At 20.2% G+C, this 19,507-nt stretch carries 20 protein-coding genes; 3 read left to right on the forward strand and 17 right to left on the reverse strand.

Going from position 1 to position 19,507, the window contains the following annotated elements; genetic code table 11:
* The 3 genes from rpsI to FEF22_RS00985 all read right to left on the reverse strand — a co-directional run.
* Positions 1–130, reverse strand: a 130-nt coding sequence (gene rpsI / locus FEF22_RS02240; protein ID WP_282595954.1) for a 30S ribosomal protein S9, incomplete at its 3' end; no start/stop codon positions are given.
* A gap of 10 nt (positions 131–140) precedes the next feature.
* Positions 141–665, reverse strand: coding sequence for a 50S ribosomal protein L13 (gene rplM, locus FEF22_RS00980; RefSeq protein ID WP_138107957.1), 525 nt, complete (start codon positions 663–665; stop codon positions 141–143).
* Positions 666–1,731: 1,066 nt separating this feature from the next.
* On the reverse strand, positions 1,732–2,055 hold the full coding sequence (locus FEF22_RS00985; RefSeq protein ID WP_138108005.1) for an ATP-binding cassette domain-containing protein: 324 nt from the start codon (positions 2,053–2,055) through the stop codon (positions 1,732–1,734).
* A 318-nt stretch (positions 2,056–2,373) separates the two neighbouring features.
* Here FEF22_RS00985 and trxA point away from each other — a divergent pair, with 318 nt between their 5' ends.
* Positions 2,374–2,691, forward strand: coding sequence for a thioredoxin (gene trxA / locus FEF22_RS00990; protein WP_138108006.1), 318 nt, complete (start codon positions 2,374–2,376; stop codon positions 2,689–2,691).
* A gap of 45 nt (positions 2,692–2,736) precedes the next feature.
* Entirely contained in the window at positions 2,737–3,600 is an 864-nt protein-coding gene (gene truB, locus FEF22_RS00995; RefSeq protein ID WP_138108007.1) for a tRNA pseudouridine(55) synthase TruB, read from the forward strand.
* Between the two features lie 506 nt (positions 3,601–4,106).
* Here the strand turns inward: truB and FEF22_RS01000 are convergent.
* The 14 genes from FEF22_RS01000 to FEF22_RS01065 all read right to left on the reverse strand — a co-directional run bounded on the left by FEF22_RS01000 (position 4,107) and on the right by FEF22_RS01065 (position 19,119).
* Entirely contained in the window at positions 4,107–5,726 is a 1,620-nt protein-coding gene (locus tag FEF22_RS01000) for a DEAD/DEAH box helicase (RefSeq protein ID WP_138108008.1), read from the reverse strand.
* A 549-nt stretch (positions 5,727–6,275) separates the two neighbouring features.
* The gene (locus tag FEF22_RS01005; protein ID WP_138108009.1) at positions 6,276–7,958 is read right to left on the reverse strand and encodes a DpnII family type II restriction endonuclease; all 1,683 of its coding nucleotides are present in this window, start codon (positions 7,956–7,958) and stop codon (positions 6,276–6,278) included.
* A gap of 594 nt (positions 7,959–8,552) precedes the next feature.
* Complete coding sequence (locus FEF22_RS01010; protein WP_246833697.1) at positions 8,553–9,326, reverse strand: ABC transporter permease subunit; 774 nt, start codon at positions 9,324–9,326, stop codon at positions 8,553–8,555.
* Positions 9,327–9,347: 21 nt separating this feature from the next.
* Entirely contained in the window at positions 9,348–10,358 is a 1,011-nt protein-coding gene (locus FEF22_RS01015) for a hypothetical protein (RefSeq protein WP_138108010.1), read from the reverse strand.
* 55 nt (positions 10,359–10,413) lie between these two features.
* On the reverse strand, positions 10,414–10,809 hold the full coding sequence (locus FEF22_RS01020; RefSeq protein WP_308699401.1) for an ATP-binding cassette domain-containing protein: 396 nt from the start codon (positions 10,807–10,809) through the stop codon (positions 10,414–10,416).
* A 1,674-nt stretch (positions 10,810–12,483) separates the two neighbouring features.
* Positions 12,484–12,774: an ATP-binding cassette domain-containing protein gene (locus tag FEF22_RS01025; protein WP_138108020.1), complete on the reverse strand. Its 291-nt coding sequence runs from the start codon at positions 12,772–12,774 to the stop codon at positions 12,484–12,486.
* A gap of 37 nt (positions 12,775–12,811) precedes the next feature.
* Positions 12,812–12,961 (reverse strand): hypothetical protein, encoded by a 150-nt coding sequence (locus tag FEF22_RS01030; RefSeq protein WP_210352270.1) that lies wholly within the window; start codon positions 12,959–12,961, stop codon positions 12,812–12,814.
* Between the two features lie 843 nt (positions 12,962–13,804).
* Entirely contained in the window at positions 13,805–14,239 is a 435-nt protein-coding gene (gene sufU / locus FEF22_RS01035) for a Fe-S cluster assembly sulfur transfer protein SufU (RefSeq protein ID WP_138108012.1), read from the reverse strand.
* Positions 14,240–14,271: 32 nt separating this feature from the next.
* Positions 14,272–15,531: a tyrosine--tRNA ligase gene (gene tyrS, locus FEF22_RS01040; protein ID WP_138108013.1), complete on the reverse strand. Its 1,260-nt coding sequence runs from the start codon at positions 15,529–15,531 to the stop codon at positions 14,272–14,274.
* Between the two features lie 67 nt (positions 15,532–15,598).
* The gene (gene rplS / locus FEF22_RS01045) at positions 15,599–15,952 is read right to left on the reverse strand and encodes a 50S ribosomal protein L19 (protein ID WP_138108014.1); all 354 of its coding nucleotides are present in this window, start codon (positions 15,950–15,952) and stop codon (positions 15,599–15,601) included.
* A gap of 51 nt (positions 15,953–16,003) precedes the next feature.
* Positions 16,004–16,741, reverse strand: coding sequence for a tRNA (guanosine(37)-N1)-methyltransferase TrmD (trmD, locus tag FEF22_RS01050; RefSeq protein ID WP_138108015.1), 738 nt, complete (start codon positions 16,739–16,741; stop codon positions 16,004–16,006).
* 80 nt (positions 16,742–16,821) lie between these two features.
* Positions 16,822–17,070 carry a 30S ribosomal protein S16 gene (rpsP, locus tag FEF22_RS01055; protein ID WP_138108016.1) on the reverse strand — a complete coding sequence of 83 codons (249 nt, stop codon included), beginning with the start codon at positions 17,068–17,070 and terminating at the stop codon, positions 16,822–16,824.
* Positions 17,071–17,293: 223 nt separating this feature from the next.
* Positions 17,294–18,181: a deoxyribonuclease IV gene (locus tag FEF22_RS01060; protein ID WP_138108017.1), complete on the reverse strand. Its 888-nt coding sequence runs from the start codon at positions 18,179–18,181 to the stop codon at positions 17,294–17,296.
* Between the two features lie 77 nt (positions 18,182–18,258).
* Positions 18,259–19,119, reverse strand: a complete 861-nt coding sequence (locus FEF22_RS01065; RefSeq protein ID WP_246833698.1) for a helicase-related protein — start codon at positions 19,117–19,119, stop codon at positions 18,259–18,261.
* A 26-nt stretch (positions 19,120–19,145) separates the two neighbouring features.
* Between FEF22_RS01065 and FEF22_RS01070 the strand changes: the two genes are divergently transcribed.
* Positions 19,146–19,507: DEAD/DEAH box helicase (locus tag FEF22_RS01070; protein ID WP_138108018.1), on the forward strand; the 362-nt coding region annotated here is incomplete at its 3' end.

Below are 19,507 nucleotides of genomic sequence, written 5' to 3' on the forward strand. Positions count from 1 at the left end.
CCGAAGGTATATAATCTTGAAATTTTCTTTTATTTATAGTAATATTTCCAGAACCTAATTTTAAAATAACCCTTGCTATTGAACTTTTTCTTCTTCCTGTGCCTAAAAATTGATTTTTATTGATTTCCATTTTCATTTCTTTATACCTCTATAATTATAGGCTTTTGAGATTCATGTTTATGATTTTTTTCAGAGTAAATAAATAATTTTTTACGCATTTTTTCTCCTAATTTAGTTTTAGGTAACATTCCAAAAATAGATCTTTCTACTATTTTGTTTGGGAATTTATTTTTTAATTCAAATGCTGTTATTTTTTTAAGTCCTCCTGGAAAACCTGAATGTCTATAATATTTTTTTTGTTTCCATTTTTTACCTGTTAAAACAATTTTACTAGCATTTATAATTGTTACATAATCTCCATTATCGATATTATGAGTAAAATCAGTTTTACTTTTACCTTTCAAAACAGAAGCTACTTTAGTTGAAAGTCTGCCTAAAATTTTATTTTCTGCATCAACTAAAAACCATCTACGGATTATTTTTTTTTCATTTATTGATAAAGTTTTATTATTTTTATCATTATTATTTATTTTTTGTTTTTTATTTTCTTTATTTTCTTTGCTTTTTTGTTTTAATGAAATTATTTTTGATTCTTTTTTGTTCATATGAAATAATATACCTTAACATTTGATAGTTTATTAAAATTTACTTATTTTTTTTATTAATAAAATAAAATAAATTCTTTATTTTAAAAATTTTTATTAAATTTAATTTATAAATAAAATAAATTTAAATATAAGTATAAATTAAATTTAATAAAAAATAAAAATTTTCCCTAAAGATAATAAAAAAAATTAAATAAAAAAACAATATAAATTATTAAAATTTTAATAAATATGTAAAATTAGTATACTTAAATAATTAAAAAATGTCAAACAAAATTAATATTTTTTTGGAGCGAATGATGGATCGAGATAGAATTAGACCGTTTTTCTATTTACTAGATATTAATCTAAGCCCCTCACACCACCGAACAAGCAAGTTTCCAAGCATTCGGCGGTTAAACAAGTTTTTTCTCAAAACTTCTTTTTCCTCTTTCGCCTTGTAAAGGTTATTACCCTTTGCCTTGGTGAGTCAGTCCACTTCTTTCTTCCAAAAGAAGCTTTGTATTACTCACGACTACTATGATTCTGCTTTTTCCTTGTTTCCACAGACTATTCTGTGTTTTTTTTCAGAGAATGTTTTTCTCTAAGAGAAATTTAGGAAGATCGAAGTTACTCTAATTATCTACGCGACTCATTTAGGTATGCAGACCTTTTTTATAATTTATTCTTCCATCTATATAACATGAAAGAATAAGTTATTTTTTTTATATAAAGGTAGGTTTAAAGTTAAGTTAATAATAACCATTTGATATTTTATTGTTTTATTTAATAAAATAAATTGATAATTTTGAAAATCCAATAATATAATTTTCAAATAACTTTAACAAACAGTCACAATTCATTACTGTTCAGTAGCATCATTACCCCGTTTATTGCATTTAGCCTTTTCGATAAAGGTTATCCATGTGAGTCATTCTTCTGGCGTAATCTTATTGGATATGAATTTCTCCTCAACCCGCTTTTATTCTTTGCTGTAACTTTTGATTCTTTCGTTTCAAAAGCCAAGAATATGAAGGAACACATTATCATTATGTTCGTGATGCGTGAAATCACTAATAATTAGGCATCATTTCGCGCCCTTATCTAAAACATTTATTTCTTCCAATAAATTAGATTCTTGAAATATTAAACTAATCATTCCGTTTCTATAATTATCTAATTTATTATTATTAAATTTTGTTATTAAGTTATTGTAAACAAAAATATTACCAGAATCTACTATATCTAAACCAGATAAAAGATTTAATAAAGTAGTTTTCCCTGAACCTGATTTTCCTAAAATAAAAATAATACCTTTTGAAGGTAATTTTAATGATAAATTATTTAACGCATTAATAACAAATTTTTTTTTATTAATATATTTCTTATTAATATTTTCTATTTTGAACATATTTTTATTTTGATATACTTTCTTTTTTTTTATTAACTACTATTAGTAGTTCAAAAAATAAAAAAATAATAAATTTTATATTTTATTTTTAAATTTTTAAAATATAAATCATATAATTAATTAATAAATAATATTTTTTCTTTTATTTATAACAATTTTTATATTTATATAATATTTGGAGTATTATATAATATATTATATTACATTTGTATTTGCTTAGTAAGCAAATTATTTTTAATTAATTTTTTTTTCAAAAATAATATTTTAAAAAATAAAATTTTAAAAAATAAATAAATTTTTAAATTACAGGAAAAACATATGATAAATAATAATAAAGAAATAGATTTTACAGATATTCAAAAAATTATTAATAACAAAAAATTAATTTTAGTTGATTTTTACGCTACTTGGTGTAATCCATGTAAAAAATTATCTCCTATTTTAGATAAAGTAGTAAAATCAGAAAATATTGAATTAATAAAAATTGATATAGATAAATACCCTACTTTAACTGAAAAACAAAATATTACAAGTTTTCCTACTTTGGTTTTATTTAAAAACGGCAAAGAAATAGCAAGAAAAATAGGATTTCAAAATTATGAAGAAATAATTTTATTTTTAAAAAATTACAAATAAAAAATAATTTTAATATAAAGAAGAAAGAAATTAAAACTTATTAAAATGTTAGAAGGTATTTTTTTAATAAATAAACCTAAAGGTATTACATCTCACGATGTAGTATGGAAAATAAAAAAAAAATTTAACTTAAAAAAAGTTGGACATACAGGAACTTTAGATCCTTTTGCAGAAGGACTTCTTATAATTTTAGTAAATAAAGCTACTAAAGTTGCTTTTTTATTTGAGAAATTAGATAAAAAATATGAAGGAGAAATAATTTTTAATAAAAATTATGATACTTTAGATATAACAGGTAAATTGATAAAAGAAAAAAGAAATAATATCTTAAACTATGAAAAAGTTAAAAAAAGTTTTGATTTTTTTAATGAAAAAGAATATTTACAAATTCCTCCAATGTACTCTGCAATTAAATTAAATGGATTAAAAATGTATGATTTAGCAAGAAAAAATATTAATATAAATATACCTCCAAGAAAAGTAAAAATTCATTATTTAAAAATAAATTCAAATTTAGAAAACAATAAAATAAATTTTATAACAAAAGTTTCTAAAGGAACATACATAAGAAGCTTAGCAAGAGACATTGGGGAAAAAATAAATACTTACGGTGCTTTAAAAAATTTAGTAAGATTAAAAATTGGAAAATATTCTATAAAAAATAGCAAAACAATTAACAAAATAACTGAAAATGATTTAATAAATATTAAAAATTTATTTTCTAACTATAAAAAAATTTTTTTAAATGACTATTTAATTAAATTAGTTAAAAATGGAATTTTTTTAGATCAAAGACAAATAATTACTAATAAATCTTTTATTGTTTTAGATAATAACAATAATTGGGTTGCTTATTATAAACCTATTGAAAAAAATAAATATGAATATCGTCCTATATTATTTTTTTAATTTTTTTAGTTATTTGTAATATTTTATTAGATAATAAAATTTTTCATCATAATTGAATTTTTTTTAAAAAAAATTATTATTTAATAAATCGTTAAAAAATAAATAATTTTTAAGAAATATAAATTTTATTATTTGTTTAAAAATGAATTATGTTATTTTTGTTAAAATATAGATAGAATACAAATTTTTTCAATTTTTTTCAACATTAATAATGTTTACAAAAATATTTTTATTTTTATATAATTTAATAAAATTTAATAAATATTCAAAAGAGAATAAATAATTTAATTTCTTTAAAAAAATAATCAAGTTGATTAAATTTTTTTTAAAAATAATTTTCAAATAAATAATTTTTTTTAATAAAGAATATTTTATTTAAATAATAAGTAAAAAAATTTTTTGATTAAATCTTATTTTATTTTTAAACTTGTTTAATATTTTTTTATATTTTATATTTTATGTTTAAAATATAAAAATTAAAAAAGTTTTAAATAAATTAATAATTATTATTTAATGTTTTTTTCTAAATAGAAAAGTAAATCAGACAAAAAAACAGAAGGAAAATGTTTATTTTTTATTTTATTTTGTAATGGTTTTTTTTTCAAATTTTTTAACCAATTATATGTTCCTTTTAACCATTTATCTGCTTCTTTTAAACAATTTATTATATTTTTATCTCTTTTTAAAACTTTAAAATTTTTATAATTTTTACCATTAATAACACAATATTCTTTTTTTTTTATTAAGTAAAAAATTAAACACCAAAATGAAATATCATTATTATAACTAATTTGACTCGCAAAACATTTTATATTTTCTGATTTCAAAACTAAATACCAATAAAAATTAGATTTTTTTAATTTATTTTTCATTCTTCTTTCGATGATATCGATTTCTTTTATTATACATTCAGCAGAATGAGTCAATTCTGATCTTTTTCTTTCTTTGTGTAAACAAGAATAATTTTTTTTTTTGTTATCATGATTTTTTTCTTTTAAATATCTTTTTTTGCTTTTTTTATCTATTAGGACGTAATCAATATGTTTATATATATCTTTTTCATTGCCCCAACATATAATTAACAAATCTTTTTTATGATTATGGTCATTTCGTAAACCGCGGCCTATCATCTGATAGAAAACAGTTTTATACATTACAGGACGCAAAATAATAACACAAGAAATAGATGGCTCATCAAAACCTTCGGAAAATATTTGACAATTAATAATTACTTTTATTTTTCCTGCTCTAAAATCATTTATAATATCTTTTCTTACAGAATTATTAGTTTCTGCAGTAATAGCTTCAGCTTTTATGTCGTTTTCTTTAAATTTTTTTGTTAAATCATAAACATGTTTTAAATTAGTACAAAAAATAATAGTTTTTCTATCTATTGAATATTTTTTCCAATTTTTAATAACTTCTTCATTTACAGGAACATTATTAACATATAATGATGTTTTGTCCATATCATATTCTTTACCATTACGTTGCAATATGGACATTTCATCTTTAATGTTTTTATCTTCTATAACAATCGTTTTTTTAAAAAGATCAACTAAAAGTCCTTCTTCAATTGCTTCTGAAAATGTAATTTCACCAACAATTTCACCAAATATATTTAATAAATCTTCACCATCTTCTCTTTCTGGAGTAGCAGTAAAACCAAAAAATTTAAAATTATTATTTTTTGATTTAAAATGATCGATTATTTTTTTATAAACAAAAGATGTTGAATGATGAGCTTCATCAATAATCATCATATCAATAGAATCTAATTGTAATAAATTTTGATCTGTTCCAAGAGTTTTACACATAGCAAAAATTACTTGTGCATCCCAATTTTTATGATTACTATCAAATAAAACTGTAGTAATATTAGGATTAATTTTTTCAAAACATTTTTTATTTTGAAAATTAATTTCATCTCTATGACACAAAACACATGCTTTTTTTATTTTATTGTTTTTAAACAAAAATGATAAAATTTTAGAAAATATGACTGTTTTTCCAGAACCTGTTGGCGCAACTGCCAGACATCTATTTTTATAATTCATTTTTTTTATAATACTAATAGCTAATTTTTTTTGACTTGGTTTTATTTTAAAAAACAATTTTTCTTCCATATATGAGACAACAACTCTTTATATTTTTTTATTAAAATTTATTGTATTTTATCATAATAATAAATAATTGTAAATTAATTTTAGTAGTTCAAACGCAAATAATTACTGATAAATCTTTTATTGTTTTAGATAATAAAAATAATTGGGTTGAATTTTATAAACCTATTAAAAAAACAAATATCAATATCGTTCTATATTATTTTTTTAAAAAATATAACAAAAATAAAAAAATTTTAATAAAAAAGCTTTTATTTTTTATTTATAATTAATTTAATTTAATTAAAAAGAATTTTGTCTAAAATTTATTTTATTAATAAAATAATCATTAAAAAAATTTATAAAATATTTTGTTTATATTTTAATTTTTTTATAATATATTGAAATAAAATTATTTTTTTATTTTTTTTAGAAAAATCATTAATAAAAAAAATATTGTCATATTATTTGAATAATCTCATAACAAATAAATATTTTTAATAAATTTATTTAGGAAATACTCAGATATAAATAAATAAATTGGTTTAAATTTTTTATCTTAATAATTTTTTATTATTTTTTTAAAAAATTTTGAAAACGATGAATATTGAAAAAATTATTAGTTTCATTTAATATTCGATTAACTAAAATATTTGTTTTTTTCAGTCCTGGTCCATCCATAACATAAATTAATTTATATTTTTTAAATTTATTAATAATTCTATCAAATTCCAACATTCGATTTAATTCACTATTAATTTTAGAACCTGAAACATTAAAAAAACTACATTCCAAAAGATAAGTAATTTTATTTTGATTAAAAACAAAATCTATTCTTTTATTTTCAATTAATTCTGCTTCTTTTAAAATATTTTTTAAATTAATTTCTTTTTTAAATTTAATCTTATTATTTTTTAAAATATCTTCAATTAATTTAGTTAAAAATAATCCAGATTTGTTTTTTCTAGAATTTGTTTCTAAACCAATTAAAATACCTAATAAATAACTTTCAATATTTTGATTGTTTAAAGAGTCTAAAAAAAATTTAGATAAAATATTAGATTCTTTTATAAATTCAAAAACAATATTTTTATTTTTATAATCAAAAACAATTTCTTTATTTTGATTATTTAAATAAATAAACTTTTTTTCTTGAAAAAAATTTTTGTTAGCTATTAATATTGGCAAAAATTTAAAAATAGATGTGTTTCTTTTATAATAAAATTCTAATTTATCAAAAAATTCTTTTTCTGTCGAAGAACTAAGATTATTGAAAGTTTGAATTATTTCGCGATTATCATTTATAAAATTAGTAGCTTTATCCCATGAAACATAATTTTTCAAAACATAAGAAGTGTTTTTTAATTCTTTAAAAAATAATAAATTATCTATCTTTTTTTTTTGATAATCACTTAATTCATAATTAGTAATAATAGTTTCATAAGTATTATTTTTACGATTATGACAATTAGAATTAATAAATCTATCAACAGGAAGTTTTAAAAAATAAAAAGATTTATATAAATAATTAATTAATGAAGTATCATGATTAGTCAAAATCCATTTAACTCCTCTTAAATGAGCTTCTTTTAAATATTGAGATAATTCTTCTTGGTCTAATTTATCAAAAACTTTAGAATTATAACCGTTAAAAGTTTTAGTATCTGAATCATAAGGTGGATCGCAAAAAATTAAATCATTTTTTTTAGTTTGAGAAAAAATTTTTTTATAATCTTGTTTCAAAATTTTAATTTGATTATTTTTTAAAAATAAAATAATGTTTTTTAAATTCGTTTTATTAATTAAGTTATCTAAAGAAATGTTTGTTTTTCCGTTAAAAGGGGTGTTAAATTTATTTTTAGAATTTACACGATAAAGTCCATTAAAACAAGTTTTATTAAGAAAAATAAAACGTGCTGTTTGTTGAATATTATCCAAAGAATGAATATCTTGATTACGAACTTGATAATAAAATACTTCTCCTAATAAATTTAATTCCTTTATATATTGTTTTAATAAAGAAATAACGGCATCAGATTCTTTTTGTAAAGTTTTCCAAGCGTTTATTAATTCTTCATTAATATCTGACAAAACAGCTTTTTTTGGCAATAAATTTAAAAAAACACTTCCTCCCCCTAAAAAAGGTTCAAAATATGTTTCGTACTTAATATTCATAAAAATATTTAAAAAAGGTAATAATTGCTTTTTTCCGCCAGCCCATTTTACAAAAGGTTTTATTTTAGATTTAAATTCCATTATATTAATTCCTTTATTTTTTTAATCATTAATTAGATTATATCATTTATTTTAATTCATAATTTTAAATAATAATAATTTTATTATTAACTAATTTCGATAATCAAAATAATTTATATTACTCATTAATAATGATACTATTTTCTTTTCTCCCAAAAAAAAATCTTTGGCTCTCTATTAAAGACTTACTCATCTCCTCAAAGGCGCTTAAGAAGAGTCTAAGTCTAAGTCTCTTGTGCTGCTTCATATGTCTCCTCAACTGAGTCCTTATAATAGTCTTTATGTCTGCCCTAAAAAAAAAATCTTTGGCTCTCTATTAAAGACTTACTCATCTCCTCAAAGGTGCTTAAGAAGAGTCTAAATCTAAGGTCTCTTGTGGTGCTTTAAACAGCTCCTCAACTGAGTCCTTATAATAGTCTTTATGTCTGCCTAAAAAAAAATCTTTGGCTCTCCATTAAAGACTTACTTGTCTTCTCTAAGGCGCTTAAGAAGAATTTTATTCTAGGTATCTTTTGGTGGTGTGTCATAATGTCTCCTCAAATGAGTCCACGGAGTAGTATTTGTGTCTCCACAAAAAAAAATAAATAAATTAAATTAAACATAATTTATTTTTAAATCAAATTTATGAGCAATAAAATTACCAATTAAATGAAAAATTTGAACTAAAAAAAATAAAACTAAAACACAAACCCAAATCAAATCTAAATTATTAAATCCATATTCAGAAAAATCATACATTCCTTGAAAACCATAATAATAAGCAATTTGTCCAAGGCCTTGTAATCCTACAATAGATAAAACACTAGAATAAGATAAAGAAGATATAAAAAGAGAAATAAATTTTAAAATCAAATATGAAATAGATTCTCTTAATAAAAAATATATTATAAATTGAAATTTATTAGCTCCTAAAGTATAAGATGTTTTATAAAGTTCAGGATTAATTTGTAAAAAAACTTGTTCACAATTACGAGAAAAAATAGGAATTAAAACTGAAATTAAACATATTATTCCAGCTTTAAATCCATAATAAATATTAAAATAATAACCAATAAAACCATTAATTAATAAAATAATTAAAATTAAATAAGGAGTAGAAATAAAAATATTAATTAAATTATTAATAAAAAAATAGGTCTTTTTTTTATTCAAAATTCTAAGAAAATACAAAAAAATTCCTAATAATAATCCTAAAAAACCAGAAATAAAACAAGCAAAAAAATTTATTTTTATAGTTTCCAAAAAACCTTCTAATATTAAATAATTTCCTTTAATATTAGAATAATTTTGAAAATTACCAGAATGACGATATTTCAAAACATTCCAAAAACGTTTTAAAATAATCAAAATACTTTCTATCGAAAACAAAAAATTATTTTTTAATGTACATTATTTATTATCAATAACTTCAAAATATTCATTAATTTTTTCTGTTATTAAATCATTCTTATCTGAAGAAATCATACTTAAAAAATTTGAATATTTATTTTGATATTGATTTATTAATTCTGGTTTTTTTAAAACTTTTTTAAGAGAATTTATTAATTCTGAATCAAGATTTTTAAATTTAGTTATCAAAGAAATAGTATAAACATATAAATTTGTTTGATTTTCATCTAATTCCAATTTTGAAATATAATTTACATCTTTTTTTAATGTGTTTATACCAACAACAGCAGGATAATTTATAAATAAATCATAATCTGAACTAACATCTTTAAATTTATTAAAAATTTCCGTTAAAGAATTTGCTTTGTGTAATTCTATATTAGAAGAAATAATAAAATACTCTTCTTTTAAATTTATTTTTTGAGATAAATTTAATTTTTGATCATTAAATTGAGGTTTTCTTTGAATTAAAGAAAGTTTTTCAAGAAAACGTAAAGCTAAAGCTTGTTGAGGAACCTCTTTACAAAATAAAATTTTTATTTTTTCTTTAGAATCTAACTTTTTTTGCAAATCTTCCCATGTTTTTATTTTATTAGGATTATTTTTTGTATTAAATAATCCTAAATTAGCCCAATAAAAAGATTGCGCAACAGAAGATTTTTCTTCAGTAGATTTTTCTTGACTATTATTTTGATTTAAAACGAAAGTATAAGGCAAATGACTATCTAATTTAGCAATAACGCTATCATTATTTAAAAGTTCATTGGTTTGTTTGTATTGATGAGGCAAAAAAGAAATTTCTAAATCAATATTTTCTTTCTTCAACTCTTCTCGAACAGGTCCTTCTAAAAAATCTTTTACAGTAGGCAACGCAGTTGCTATCTTAAGAATTTTATTTTTATTATTGTTTGAATTGTCTGAAGAAAGAAAACAAAACCAAATAATTAAAAAAAATAAAAAAACAAAAAAAACAGATAAAAAAATACTTAAAATCAATTTCTTTTTATTCACTTGAAAATTATATTCCTTAACAATAAATTTTAAATTTTTTTTTAAAAAATTTAATTCAAAAAACTTTTTTATAAGAGAAAGGTTTAAAATCGTAAGAAGGTTTTAAAAAAGTTATTTTTTCTATTTTACCTTTATTTAAAATAGCTACTTTAGTACATAAAGTTTTAATAACTTCAACATCATGAGAAATTAAAAAAATAGTTGTTTTAAAATTTTTATTTATTTTATAAAATAAATTTAAAATATTTTTACTCATTTCATTATCTAAGGAAGAAGTTACTTCATCGCAAAAAATAATTTTAGGATAATAAACTAAAGATCTAGCAATAGCAACTTTTTGCTTTTGTCCGCCTGATAATTGTTTTGGATATAAATAAATATAATCTAATAAATCAAAAAACTTAACAACTTCCATAACTCTCTTAGTTATTTCATTTTTTTTTATCGTGATAGAATCAGATCGTTTTTTTTAGTAAAATAAATATTTTTTAACTACATTAATCTAAGCCCCACACACCACCGAACAAGCAAGTTTCCAAGCATTCGGCGGTTAAATTAATCTTTTTATTTTATTTAGCTTTCTTTTTATTAAATAAATAAATTTATTTTTACATTAAATTTCTTTTTTTTCGTAAAAGAAAAAATATTTTTTTATTATCAAAAAATATAAAACATTAAATGTTTAAAAAATTTTATTTAATATCTTATTCTCAATATAAATTAATTATTTTTTAATAAAAAAATATCAAAATTTTAATTTAAAAAAGATTAAAATTTCCTCTTTCGCCTTGTAAAGGTTGTTAACCTTTGCCTTGGTGAGTCAGTCCACTTCTTTATTCCAAAAGAAGCTTTGAATTACTCACGACTACTATGATTCTGCTTTTTCCTTGCTTAAAAAATTATCTTTTTTTATAAACAAATAAGTAAATAAAAAAAATTTACATTATTTAAGTTTAGGAAGATCGAAGTTACTCTAAATAATTACGTTGATTCTTTTAGGCGAGTGAACCTTATTAACTTTTCAATTCAAAAGAATAATAAAATTTCGTTAATTTATAGGCAGGTAGAAGAGTTGTTATTAAAAACATCTTTCATAAATCGAAAGTGGTGATTATAAAGACCTAATATAAAAGCCTACATTTTCCCTTCTATATCAGTAATTTCATATTCTTTCTGATTAGTTTCGCGAGATTACCCTTTTTTTACTCTTAGGTTCGTTTAAGAACTTATCCATGAGAATCTTAGTCTTGCTAAATCATATTGGCTAGAATATTTGCCTCAACCAGCTTTTATATTCTGCTATAACTCAATAAACTTTATTTTTTTATCGAACCGAATATATGACTAATACCATCACCAATAGCATTAAGATTCGTTAATTCTTTATTATTTATGCATCTTTCGCGCCCATATTATCACGATAGAATTAAAATGTTTAAATTTTTTTTAACATTTCTAAGCCCCGTACACCACTAAGCAAGCAAGTTTCCAAGCACATAGCGGTTACAAAATATTTATTTATTTAAATTTTTTAGACAAAAATTTTAAAATAAATATTTGTTTCCCTTTTCGCCTTGTAAGAGTTATTAACTCTTTCCTTGGTAGAACATTATACTTCATTAATTCCAAATGAAGTTTTGATTTTCTACGACTACTATAGTTCTGCTTTTCCCTTGTCCAAATTAATTTATATATAATTAATTCAATTAAAAGGATTTAGGGAGATAGAAGTTACTCTAAAATACTACTTTGCACTTTAAGGGGAGATAACCTATATTAAATTTGTAAAAAATAAAAATATAATTTTAATTTTAATTATTTACAAAAATATTAATTAGGTGGAAACCTATTTTTTTATTAATGATAATTCAATTCATAATAAGAAAAACAAACTGACGTAATAGGTCTAAAAAATTATAACTATCGTATTTTTAGGTTTTAAATTACTTCTCTTTTTCTCTTAGGAGTTTTTCAACTCTTCACCATTAGCACTTTCATCTCACTGATTAATAAAGGTTTGATAGTTAACCTAAACACAATTTTTATTTTCTGCTGTAATCTAAATTACTTTCGTAATATAAACCGAAAAAATGATGCACAATATTATCACAATTGTTGTAATTAGTTAATTTACTAGTATCTTAGGCATCTTTTCTCGCCCTCTTATTTTTAAAGAAAGAGATATGTTGTCAAAAACATTAAGATTATTTAAAAGATTAAAATTTTGCCAAATAGTGGCACTTTCCAAATGAGTAAAATTTTTTTTAATAAAAGTAAATTTATTTTGATCAAATCCATAAATACCATTTAAAATATGTAATAAAGTTGTTTTTCCTGATCCAGAATTACCAACTAAACCGAAAATTTTTCCTTTTTCGATTTTTAAATTAATGTTTTGAAGAACTAAATTAGAAATATTATTAAATTTATCGAGATAGAATTAGACTGTTTTTCTAGTCACTAGATATTAATCTAAGCCCCTCACACCACCGAACAAGCAAGTTTCCAAGCATTCGGCGGTTAAACAAGTTTTTTCTCAAAACTTCTTTTTCCTCTTTCGCCTTGTAAAGGTTGTTAACCTTTGCCTTGGTGAGCCAGTCCACTTCTTTCTTCCAAAAGAAGCTTTAATTACTCACGACTACTATGATTCTGCTTTTTCCTTGCTTCCACAGACTATTCTGTGTTTTTTTTCAGAGAATGTTTTTCTCTAAGAGAAGTTTAGGAAGATCGAAGTTACTCTAATTATCTACGCGACTCATTTAGGTATGCAAACCTTTTTGTTTTCTTTATGTATTTTAAAAATATAAAATATCTAATTTTTAATATAAATAAAAAATAAAAATAGGTAGTTTTAAGTTTATATTTTTAATGTATAAATATTTATCGCAAAAAATTGATAATTTTGAACATCACTTTTAAATGTACAAAAAACTTAAAAAAACAGTTTCAATTCATTTCTGTTCAGTAATATAATTACCCTTTTTTATTGCACTTAGCCTTTTTTTTATAAAGGTTATCCATATGAGTCATTCTTCTCGCGTAATCTTATTGGATATGAATTTCTCCTCAACCCGCTTTTATTCTTTGCTGTAACTTTTCATTCTTTCGTTTCAAAAGCCAAGAAAATGAAGGAACACATTATCATTATGTTTGTGATGCGTTAAATCACTGATAATTAGGCATCATTTCGCGCCCAAAAGTTTTATACAAATTTCTTATTTCTATCATACAAAAAAATTCTTTCTGTGATAAATTATATTTTTAAATTTTAAAAAACAATAAATAACAATAATAATATAATATTTAAAATAAATATTATTTTTAAAATAAAAATAAAAAAAAATAATAATTAAAAAGAAAAATAAATATAAATAAATATAATTTACACACATAAGTATACAAAAAAAAAATTTAAAAATATAAAAAAAAATTATTAATAAAAATTATTACAAATTTTTATTAATAATTTTTAATAATAATGTCCAAGGCATAATAGCGCAAAAAATTCTACCAGGAAAATGTTGAATAATTTTAAAAGATTTTAATTCAGAACAAATCAAAGATTCTTTAAAACTTTTTTTTTGTAACATATTACAAAAATTATTTATTTTTTGAGAAGCAGTTTCTATATATTCATTTTTTAAAATAACAGACATTAAAGAAGAAGAAGCTACCAAAATAGAACATCCTTCTACTTCATATCTAATATCTACAATTTTTCTATTATGAACTAAAATTTGAATAATAATTTCATCTCCACAAGATAAATTTTTTTCTGAAGAAAAAAAATAATTTTTTAAATTATTTTTTAATAAACCTCTGTTTAAAGGATTTTTATAATGTTTTAAAATTAAAGAACGATATAATTCATTTATTTTCATATTTATTATTTTAATTCTTTTTTTAAATTTTTTTATTTAAAAACAACTAAAGCATTAAATTTATTTTTCTTTGTTAATAAAATATATTTATTAAATAAAGCATCTTTAGAAAATAAAGAAAAATTAATTTTATCAACTATATTGTCAAAAATTTTAATAGAACCAGATAAAATATTTTTTTTAGCTTGATTTTTAGAATCAGATAATTTAATTTTAACCAAAACATCAACTAAAGAAATGCCGTCTTCAACCTCAATAAAAAACAAATGTTTTTTTAATAAATTAAAATCTTTTTGAATTATATTTTTTTTATTTCTTGAAAACAATAACTTATTCACTTTTAAACATTCTTCAAATATTTTTTCACCATACAAAAAAATAACAACATTTTTTGATAATTCTTTTTGAGCTAATCTTTTTTGAGGATTATTCTTTGTTTCTTCTTCCAATTTATAAATATATTTAAGTTCTAATAATGTTAAAGTTTTTAAATAATTAATAACATTTTGATCTGTTGTATTGAATAAATATTGATAAATTTCATAAGGACCAGTTAATTTATCATCTAACCATAAAGTGTTTTTTTCACTTTTGCCAAATTTAATACCTTTATTATCTAAAAGAAGAGGTATACTCATTCCAAAAACTTTATTATTATTTTCTTCATTACAATTATTTTTCATTTTACGAATAAATTCTAATCCAAATGTAATATTACCCCATTGATCAGAACCTCCAAATTGGAGTTGAACATTATGGTTTTTATTAAGATAATAAAAATCTAAAGCTTGAAGAATCATATAAGAAAATTCAGCATAAGAAATTCCTTTTTTTAATCTTTTAGAAACTATTTCTTTAGATAACATTTCATTTAAATTTAATTTTTTTCCATATTCTCTTAAAAAAGAAATAATATTAATTTTTGAAATCCAATCAAAATTATCTACAAATTTGAGATTTCCATTAGGTAAAAATTTTTTAAATTGTTTTTGAATATTTAAAGAATTAAAATCAATGATTTCTTTAGAAACTAAATTTCTTTCTCCTATTTCTTTTGGGTCTCCAATTGCAGCCGTAGCTCTTCCTATTAAAATAATAGCTTTGTGACCTTTTTTTTGAAATAAAGAAATAATTATAATCTGAACTAAATGTCCTAAAGTTAAAGAAACAGCATTTGGATCAAATCCACAATAAAAATTAATACTACATTTTTCTAACAAAATTGATAATTCTTTTTCATTACTGCAATCTTTAATCAAGTTTCTTAATTTTAATTCTTTAAATAAAGACATTTAATTCTCCTTAAATTTTTTAAAATTTATATAAAAAAAAATATTGTTTTAAAAAGAAATAAAAAAATTATCTTTTTGCTTTAATTTTCATAGATTTAGAAGATAATTTCCTAACGTAGTAAATTTTAGAACGTCTTACTATTCCTTTTCTAACAATTTCTATATTTTCATATAAAGGCGAGTGTATAGGAAAAATTCTTTCTACTCCTACTCCGCAATAAACTTTTCTTACTGTAATCGTTTTAGTTATTCCACTACCTTTAATTCTAATTATTAATCCTTCAAATGCTTGAATTCTTTTTTTATTTCCTTCTTCAATTTTGATAAAAACTTTTACAAAATCACCTACTTTAAAATCAGGTAAAACTTTCAAACTATTTTTATTAATTGAATTAATTAATTCTTGTCCTTTAAGTTTCATTTTTAATAATTTCCTTGTTTTTTTAATTTTTTTAAAACAACATTTTTTTTATTATTTTAAAAATTCTTCTTTTTTTATATCTTCCAACAATTTTTTCATACAATCATCTAATTTTAATGAAGAAATTAAATCAGGTCTTTTTAAAAAAGTATTCCTTAAACTTTCTTTCTGACGCCATTCTAAAATTTTTTTATGATTACCAGACAAAAGAATTTCAGGAACATTTTGATTTTTATAATTACTAGGCCTAGTATATTGTGGATATTTTAACAAACCATTTTGAAAAGTATCTTTTTGATAAGATTCTTTTCTAATAACGCCAGGAATGACCCTAGTTAAAGAATCAATAAAAACCATAGAAGGTATTTCGCCTCCAGTTAAAACATAGTCTCCTATAGAAATTTCTTCATCAACATATTTTAAAATTCTTGAATCAATTCCTTCATAATGACCACATAATAATATAAAATGAGAAAATTCATCAACAAAATTAAATATCTTTTTTTGATTTAATACTTTACCTTGAGGAGAAAATAATATAACACGGCTTTTTTGATTATAAATTTTTATTTTTTTTAAACATCTATAAAAAGGAGGAAGAGTCATTAACATTCCTACATCTCCTCCGTAAGGAATATCATCGACTTGATTATTTTTTTTTTCACTATATTGTCTTAAATCATGAACTTTTATAATAATTTTTTTTTTATAAATAGCTCTTTTTATAATAGAATGATTTAAAAAATTATCAAACAAAATAGGAAAAATAGTAATAATATCAAATTTCATACAACAAAACCTTTAAATAAAATAAAAATATAATTAAATTCTAATTGAAAAACATTATTATAAAATTATTAAAAAAATAATTAATTTTGATTTTTTAACTTTTTAGCTTTTTTTAATAAATTTTTTACAATATCAGTAGGTTGAGCACCTAATAATAACCATTTATCAGCTCTATCGCAATCTATATTAATTTTATTATTAAAAGGTTCGTAAGTACCTAAAATATCTAAAAATTTACCATTCCTTTTATTATGAGAATCCATAACAGTTACTCGATAAAAAGGTCTTTTGTGACAACCTAAAAGTTGTAAACGCATTTTTACTGACATTTTTTTTAATTTCACCATTCTACTTTCTATATTTTAGATTTTTTTTAATAATGAATTTTTTAAGCAAATAACATATTATAAACAATTAAATTAAATTAAAAAAAATTCGAACGCTATAAAATATTTTACTCAGTGTTTATTATAAAAGAAAAAAAAAGAATTGTCAATTGAACTAATATGGGTAAGAAAATATAAATTTTAATAATTATTTATTTTAAATAAATTATGAAATTAATTTATTTTTATCTAAAAAATTATTAAATTTTTTTAACTTAATCATTCTAATTTCTTCTTTATAAACAGGTAAATTATTAAAAAAAGGAGTTTCTAAAATTTTAGGTAAATTCAAAAATTTAGGATGATAAATAATTTTTATTAAAGCGTTAAAACCAATATGACCAAATCCTATATTTTCGTGACGATCTTTTTTACTACCACAAATATTTTTGGAATCATTTATATGTAAAACAGTAACATATTTTAAATTAACAATTTCATCAAATTGTTCAATTACATTTTCTAAATTATTTTTAATATCATAACCTGAATCAAATAAATGACAAGTATCTAAACAAACAGAAATTCTTTTTTTATTTTCTATTAAATCAATAATTTTTTTTAATTCCTCAAAACAACAACCTATTTCAGTTCCTTTACCAGACATATTTTCTATTGCTATTTTAATTTTCAAATCTAAAGTATTCTTCAAAATTGAATTAATTCCAGAAGCAATCCAAAAAATAGATTGTTCTCTATTTTTATTTATAGCATTTCCAGGATGTAAAACCATTTGAGGAATATTTAATTTTTCAAATCTTTTAAGTTCTTGAGTAATAAAAGAAATAGCAAAATTTCTTTTTTCATAAGAAGGATTAGCTAAATTAATAATATAAGGAGCATGTCCTACTAAATCATTTAAATTAAAATTATATTTATTCATTTGTAATATTGTTTCATTTATTGGAATTTTTTCTATATTTATTCTTTTAGTATTTTGCGGAGCACCTGAATAAATCATAAAAGTATTAGCACCATAAGATAAAGCTTTTTTAAATGATTCTAAATAAAACAAAGGATTTTTAAAAGGAACATGACTACCAATTTTTAACATTTTTTTTCTTCTTTTTAAATTTATTTTTTATTTTTATATTTAAAATTTTTTTTATTAATTTTAAAAAAATTTTATAATTATTTTTGCTCTATAAAACCTGTCTTTTTTAAAATAATTTTTTTAAAAACAATTTGGTTTAATTTTTTAATTTTTTCTAAATTATTCTTTTCTTTATCTTCATAAAGCAGAACCACATTGCCTGATTTTCCCATTCTTCCTGTCCTGCCGCTTCTATGTTGAAAAAATTCTAAATTCTTATTAGGCAAATCATAATGAATAATCCAAGAAATATCTAAATCTAAACCTCTTGCTGTTAAATCACTTGTTAAAACATATTGATATTTCATTTTTTTAATTTCTAAAATATAATTTTTTCTTTTTTTAACTGATAAATCAGAACAAAAATTTAAAATATTAAATTTTTGATTTTTTAAAAATTCATAAATCTTGAATTGTTCTTTTTTTTTTGAAACAAAAATAAAACACAAAAAAGGATTTAATTGTTTTAAAAAATGAATCAAATCATTTATTTTTTTATTAGGTAAACTATTTATAACATAATAATTTATATTTAACTTTTGTTCTTTAAAAACATCTAAAAACAAAACTTTACCAAAATATTTTTTAATAAAATGTTTCTCTTTTTCCCTAATAGAAGATGAAAAAAGTAAAATTTTAGGATTCCATTTTTGTAATAAAATATCTAATAATTTTAAAAATTTTTGTTCAAATAAAGTATCTGCTTCATCTAAAACTAAATAAGAAGCTTTATTAATATTAACTTTGTTAATTACTTTTGAATATTCAAATAATTTTTCAATTGTAGTTATAATTATTGGAGGTTGTTTTTTTTTTAAACTCAAAGATATTTTATTTTTATTCATAGAACCATAAAAAATTTTAACTTGAGAATTTCTATTTTCTATTTCCTTTAACATTTGAAAATTTTGAAAAACCTTATAATTTGGTTGGAGTTTCTCAAACTGGAACAGGAAAGACTCATTCTTATTTATTACCTATTTTGAGTAAAATTGATTGGAATAAAAATCATATACAAGCGGTTATAATAGTTCCTACTAATGAATTGGTTTTTCAGACTTTTCAAATGTTAAAGGAAATAGAAAATAGAAATTCTCAAGTTAAAATTTTTTATGGTTCTATGAATAAAAATAAAATATCTTTGAGTTTAAAAAAAAAACAACCTCCAATAATTATAACTACAATTGAAAAATTATTTGAATATTCAAAAGTAATTAACAAAGTTAATATTAATAAAGCTTCTTATTTAGTTTTAGATGAAGCAGATACTTTATTTGAACAAAAATT

This window comes from Texas Phoenix palm phytoplasma, assembly GCF_005774685.2.
Taxonomy (GTDB): domain Bacteria; phylum Bacillota_I; class Bacilli_A; order Acholeplasmatales; family Acholeplasmataceae; genus Phytoplasma.

What these genes read in the sequence shown, in the direction of transcription:
- FEF22_RS00985 (WP_138108005.1), bottom strand. Translation starts at nt 2,055, where the DNA reads ATGTTCAAAATAGAAAATATTAATAAGAAATATATTAATAAAAAAAAA.
- FEF22_RS01000 (WP_138108008.1), bottom strand. Translation starts at nt 5,726, where the DNA reads ATGGAAGAAAAATTGTTTTTTAAAATAAAACCAAGTCAAAAAAAATTA.
- rplM (WP_138107957.1), bottom strand. Translation starts at nt 665, where the DNA reads ATGAACAAAAAAGAATCAAAAATAATTTCATTAAAACAAAAAAGCAAA.
- tyrS (WP_138108013.1), bottom strand. Translation starts at nt 15,531, where the DNA reads ATGTCTTTATTTAAAGAATTAAAATTAAGAAACTTGATTAAAGATTGC.
- rpsP (WP_138108016.1), bottom strand. Translation starts at nt 17,070, where the DNA reads ATGTCAGTAAAAATGCGTTTACAACTTTTAGGTTGTCACAAAAGACCT.
- trmD (WP_138108015.1), bottom strand. Translation starts at nt 16,741, where the DNA reads ATGAAATTTGATATTATTACTATTTTTCCTATTTTGTTTGATAATTTT.
- trxA (WP_138108006.1), top strand. Translation starts at nt 2,374, where the DNA reads ATGATAAATAATAATAAAGAAATAGATTTTACAGATATTCAAAAAATT.
- FEF22_RS01065 (WP_246833698.1), bottom strand. Translation starts at nt 19,119, where the DNA reads ATGTTAAAGGAAATAGAAAATAGAAATTCTCAAGTTAAAATTTTTTAT.
- truB (WP_138108007.1), top strand. Translation starts at nt 2,737, where the DNA reads ATGTTAGAAGGTATTTTTTTAATAAATAAACCTAAAGGTATTACATCT.
- sufU (WP_138108012.1), bottom strand. Translation starts at nt 14,239, where the DNA reads ATGAAAATAAATGAATTATATCGTTCTTTAATTTTAAAACATTATAAA.
- rplS (WP_138108014.1), bottom strand. Translation starts at nt 15,952, where the DNA reads ATGAAACTTAAAGGACAAGAATTAATTAATTCAATTAATAAAAATAGT.
- FEF22_RS01005 (WP_138108009.1), bottom strand. Translation starts at nt 7,958, where the DNA reads ATGGAATTTAAATCTAAAATAAAACCTTTTGTAAAATGGGCTGGCGGA.
- FEF22_RS01060 (WP_138108017.1), bottom strand. Translation starts at nt 18,181, where the DNA reads ATGTTAAAAATTGGTAGTCATGTTCCTTTTAAAAATCCTTTGTTTTAT.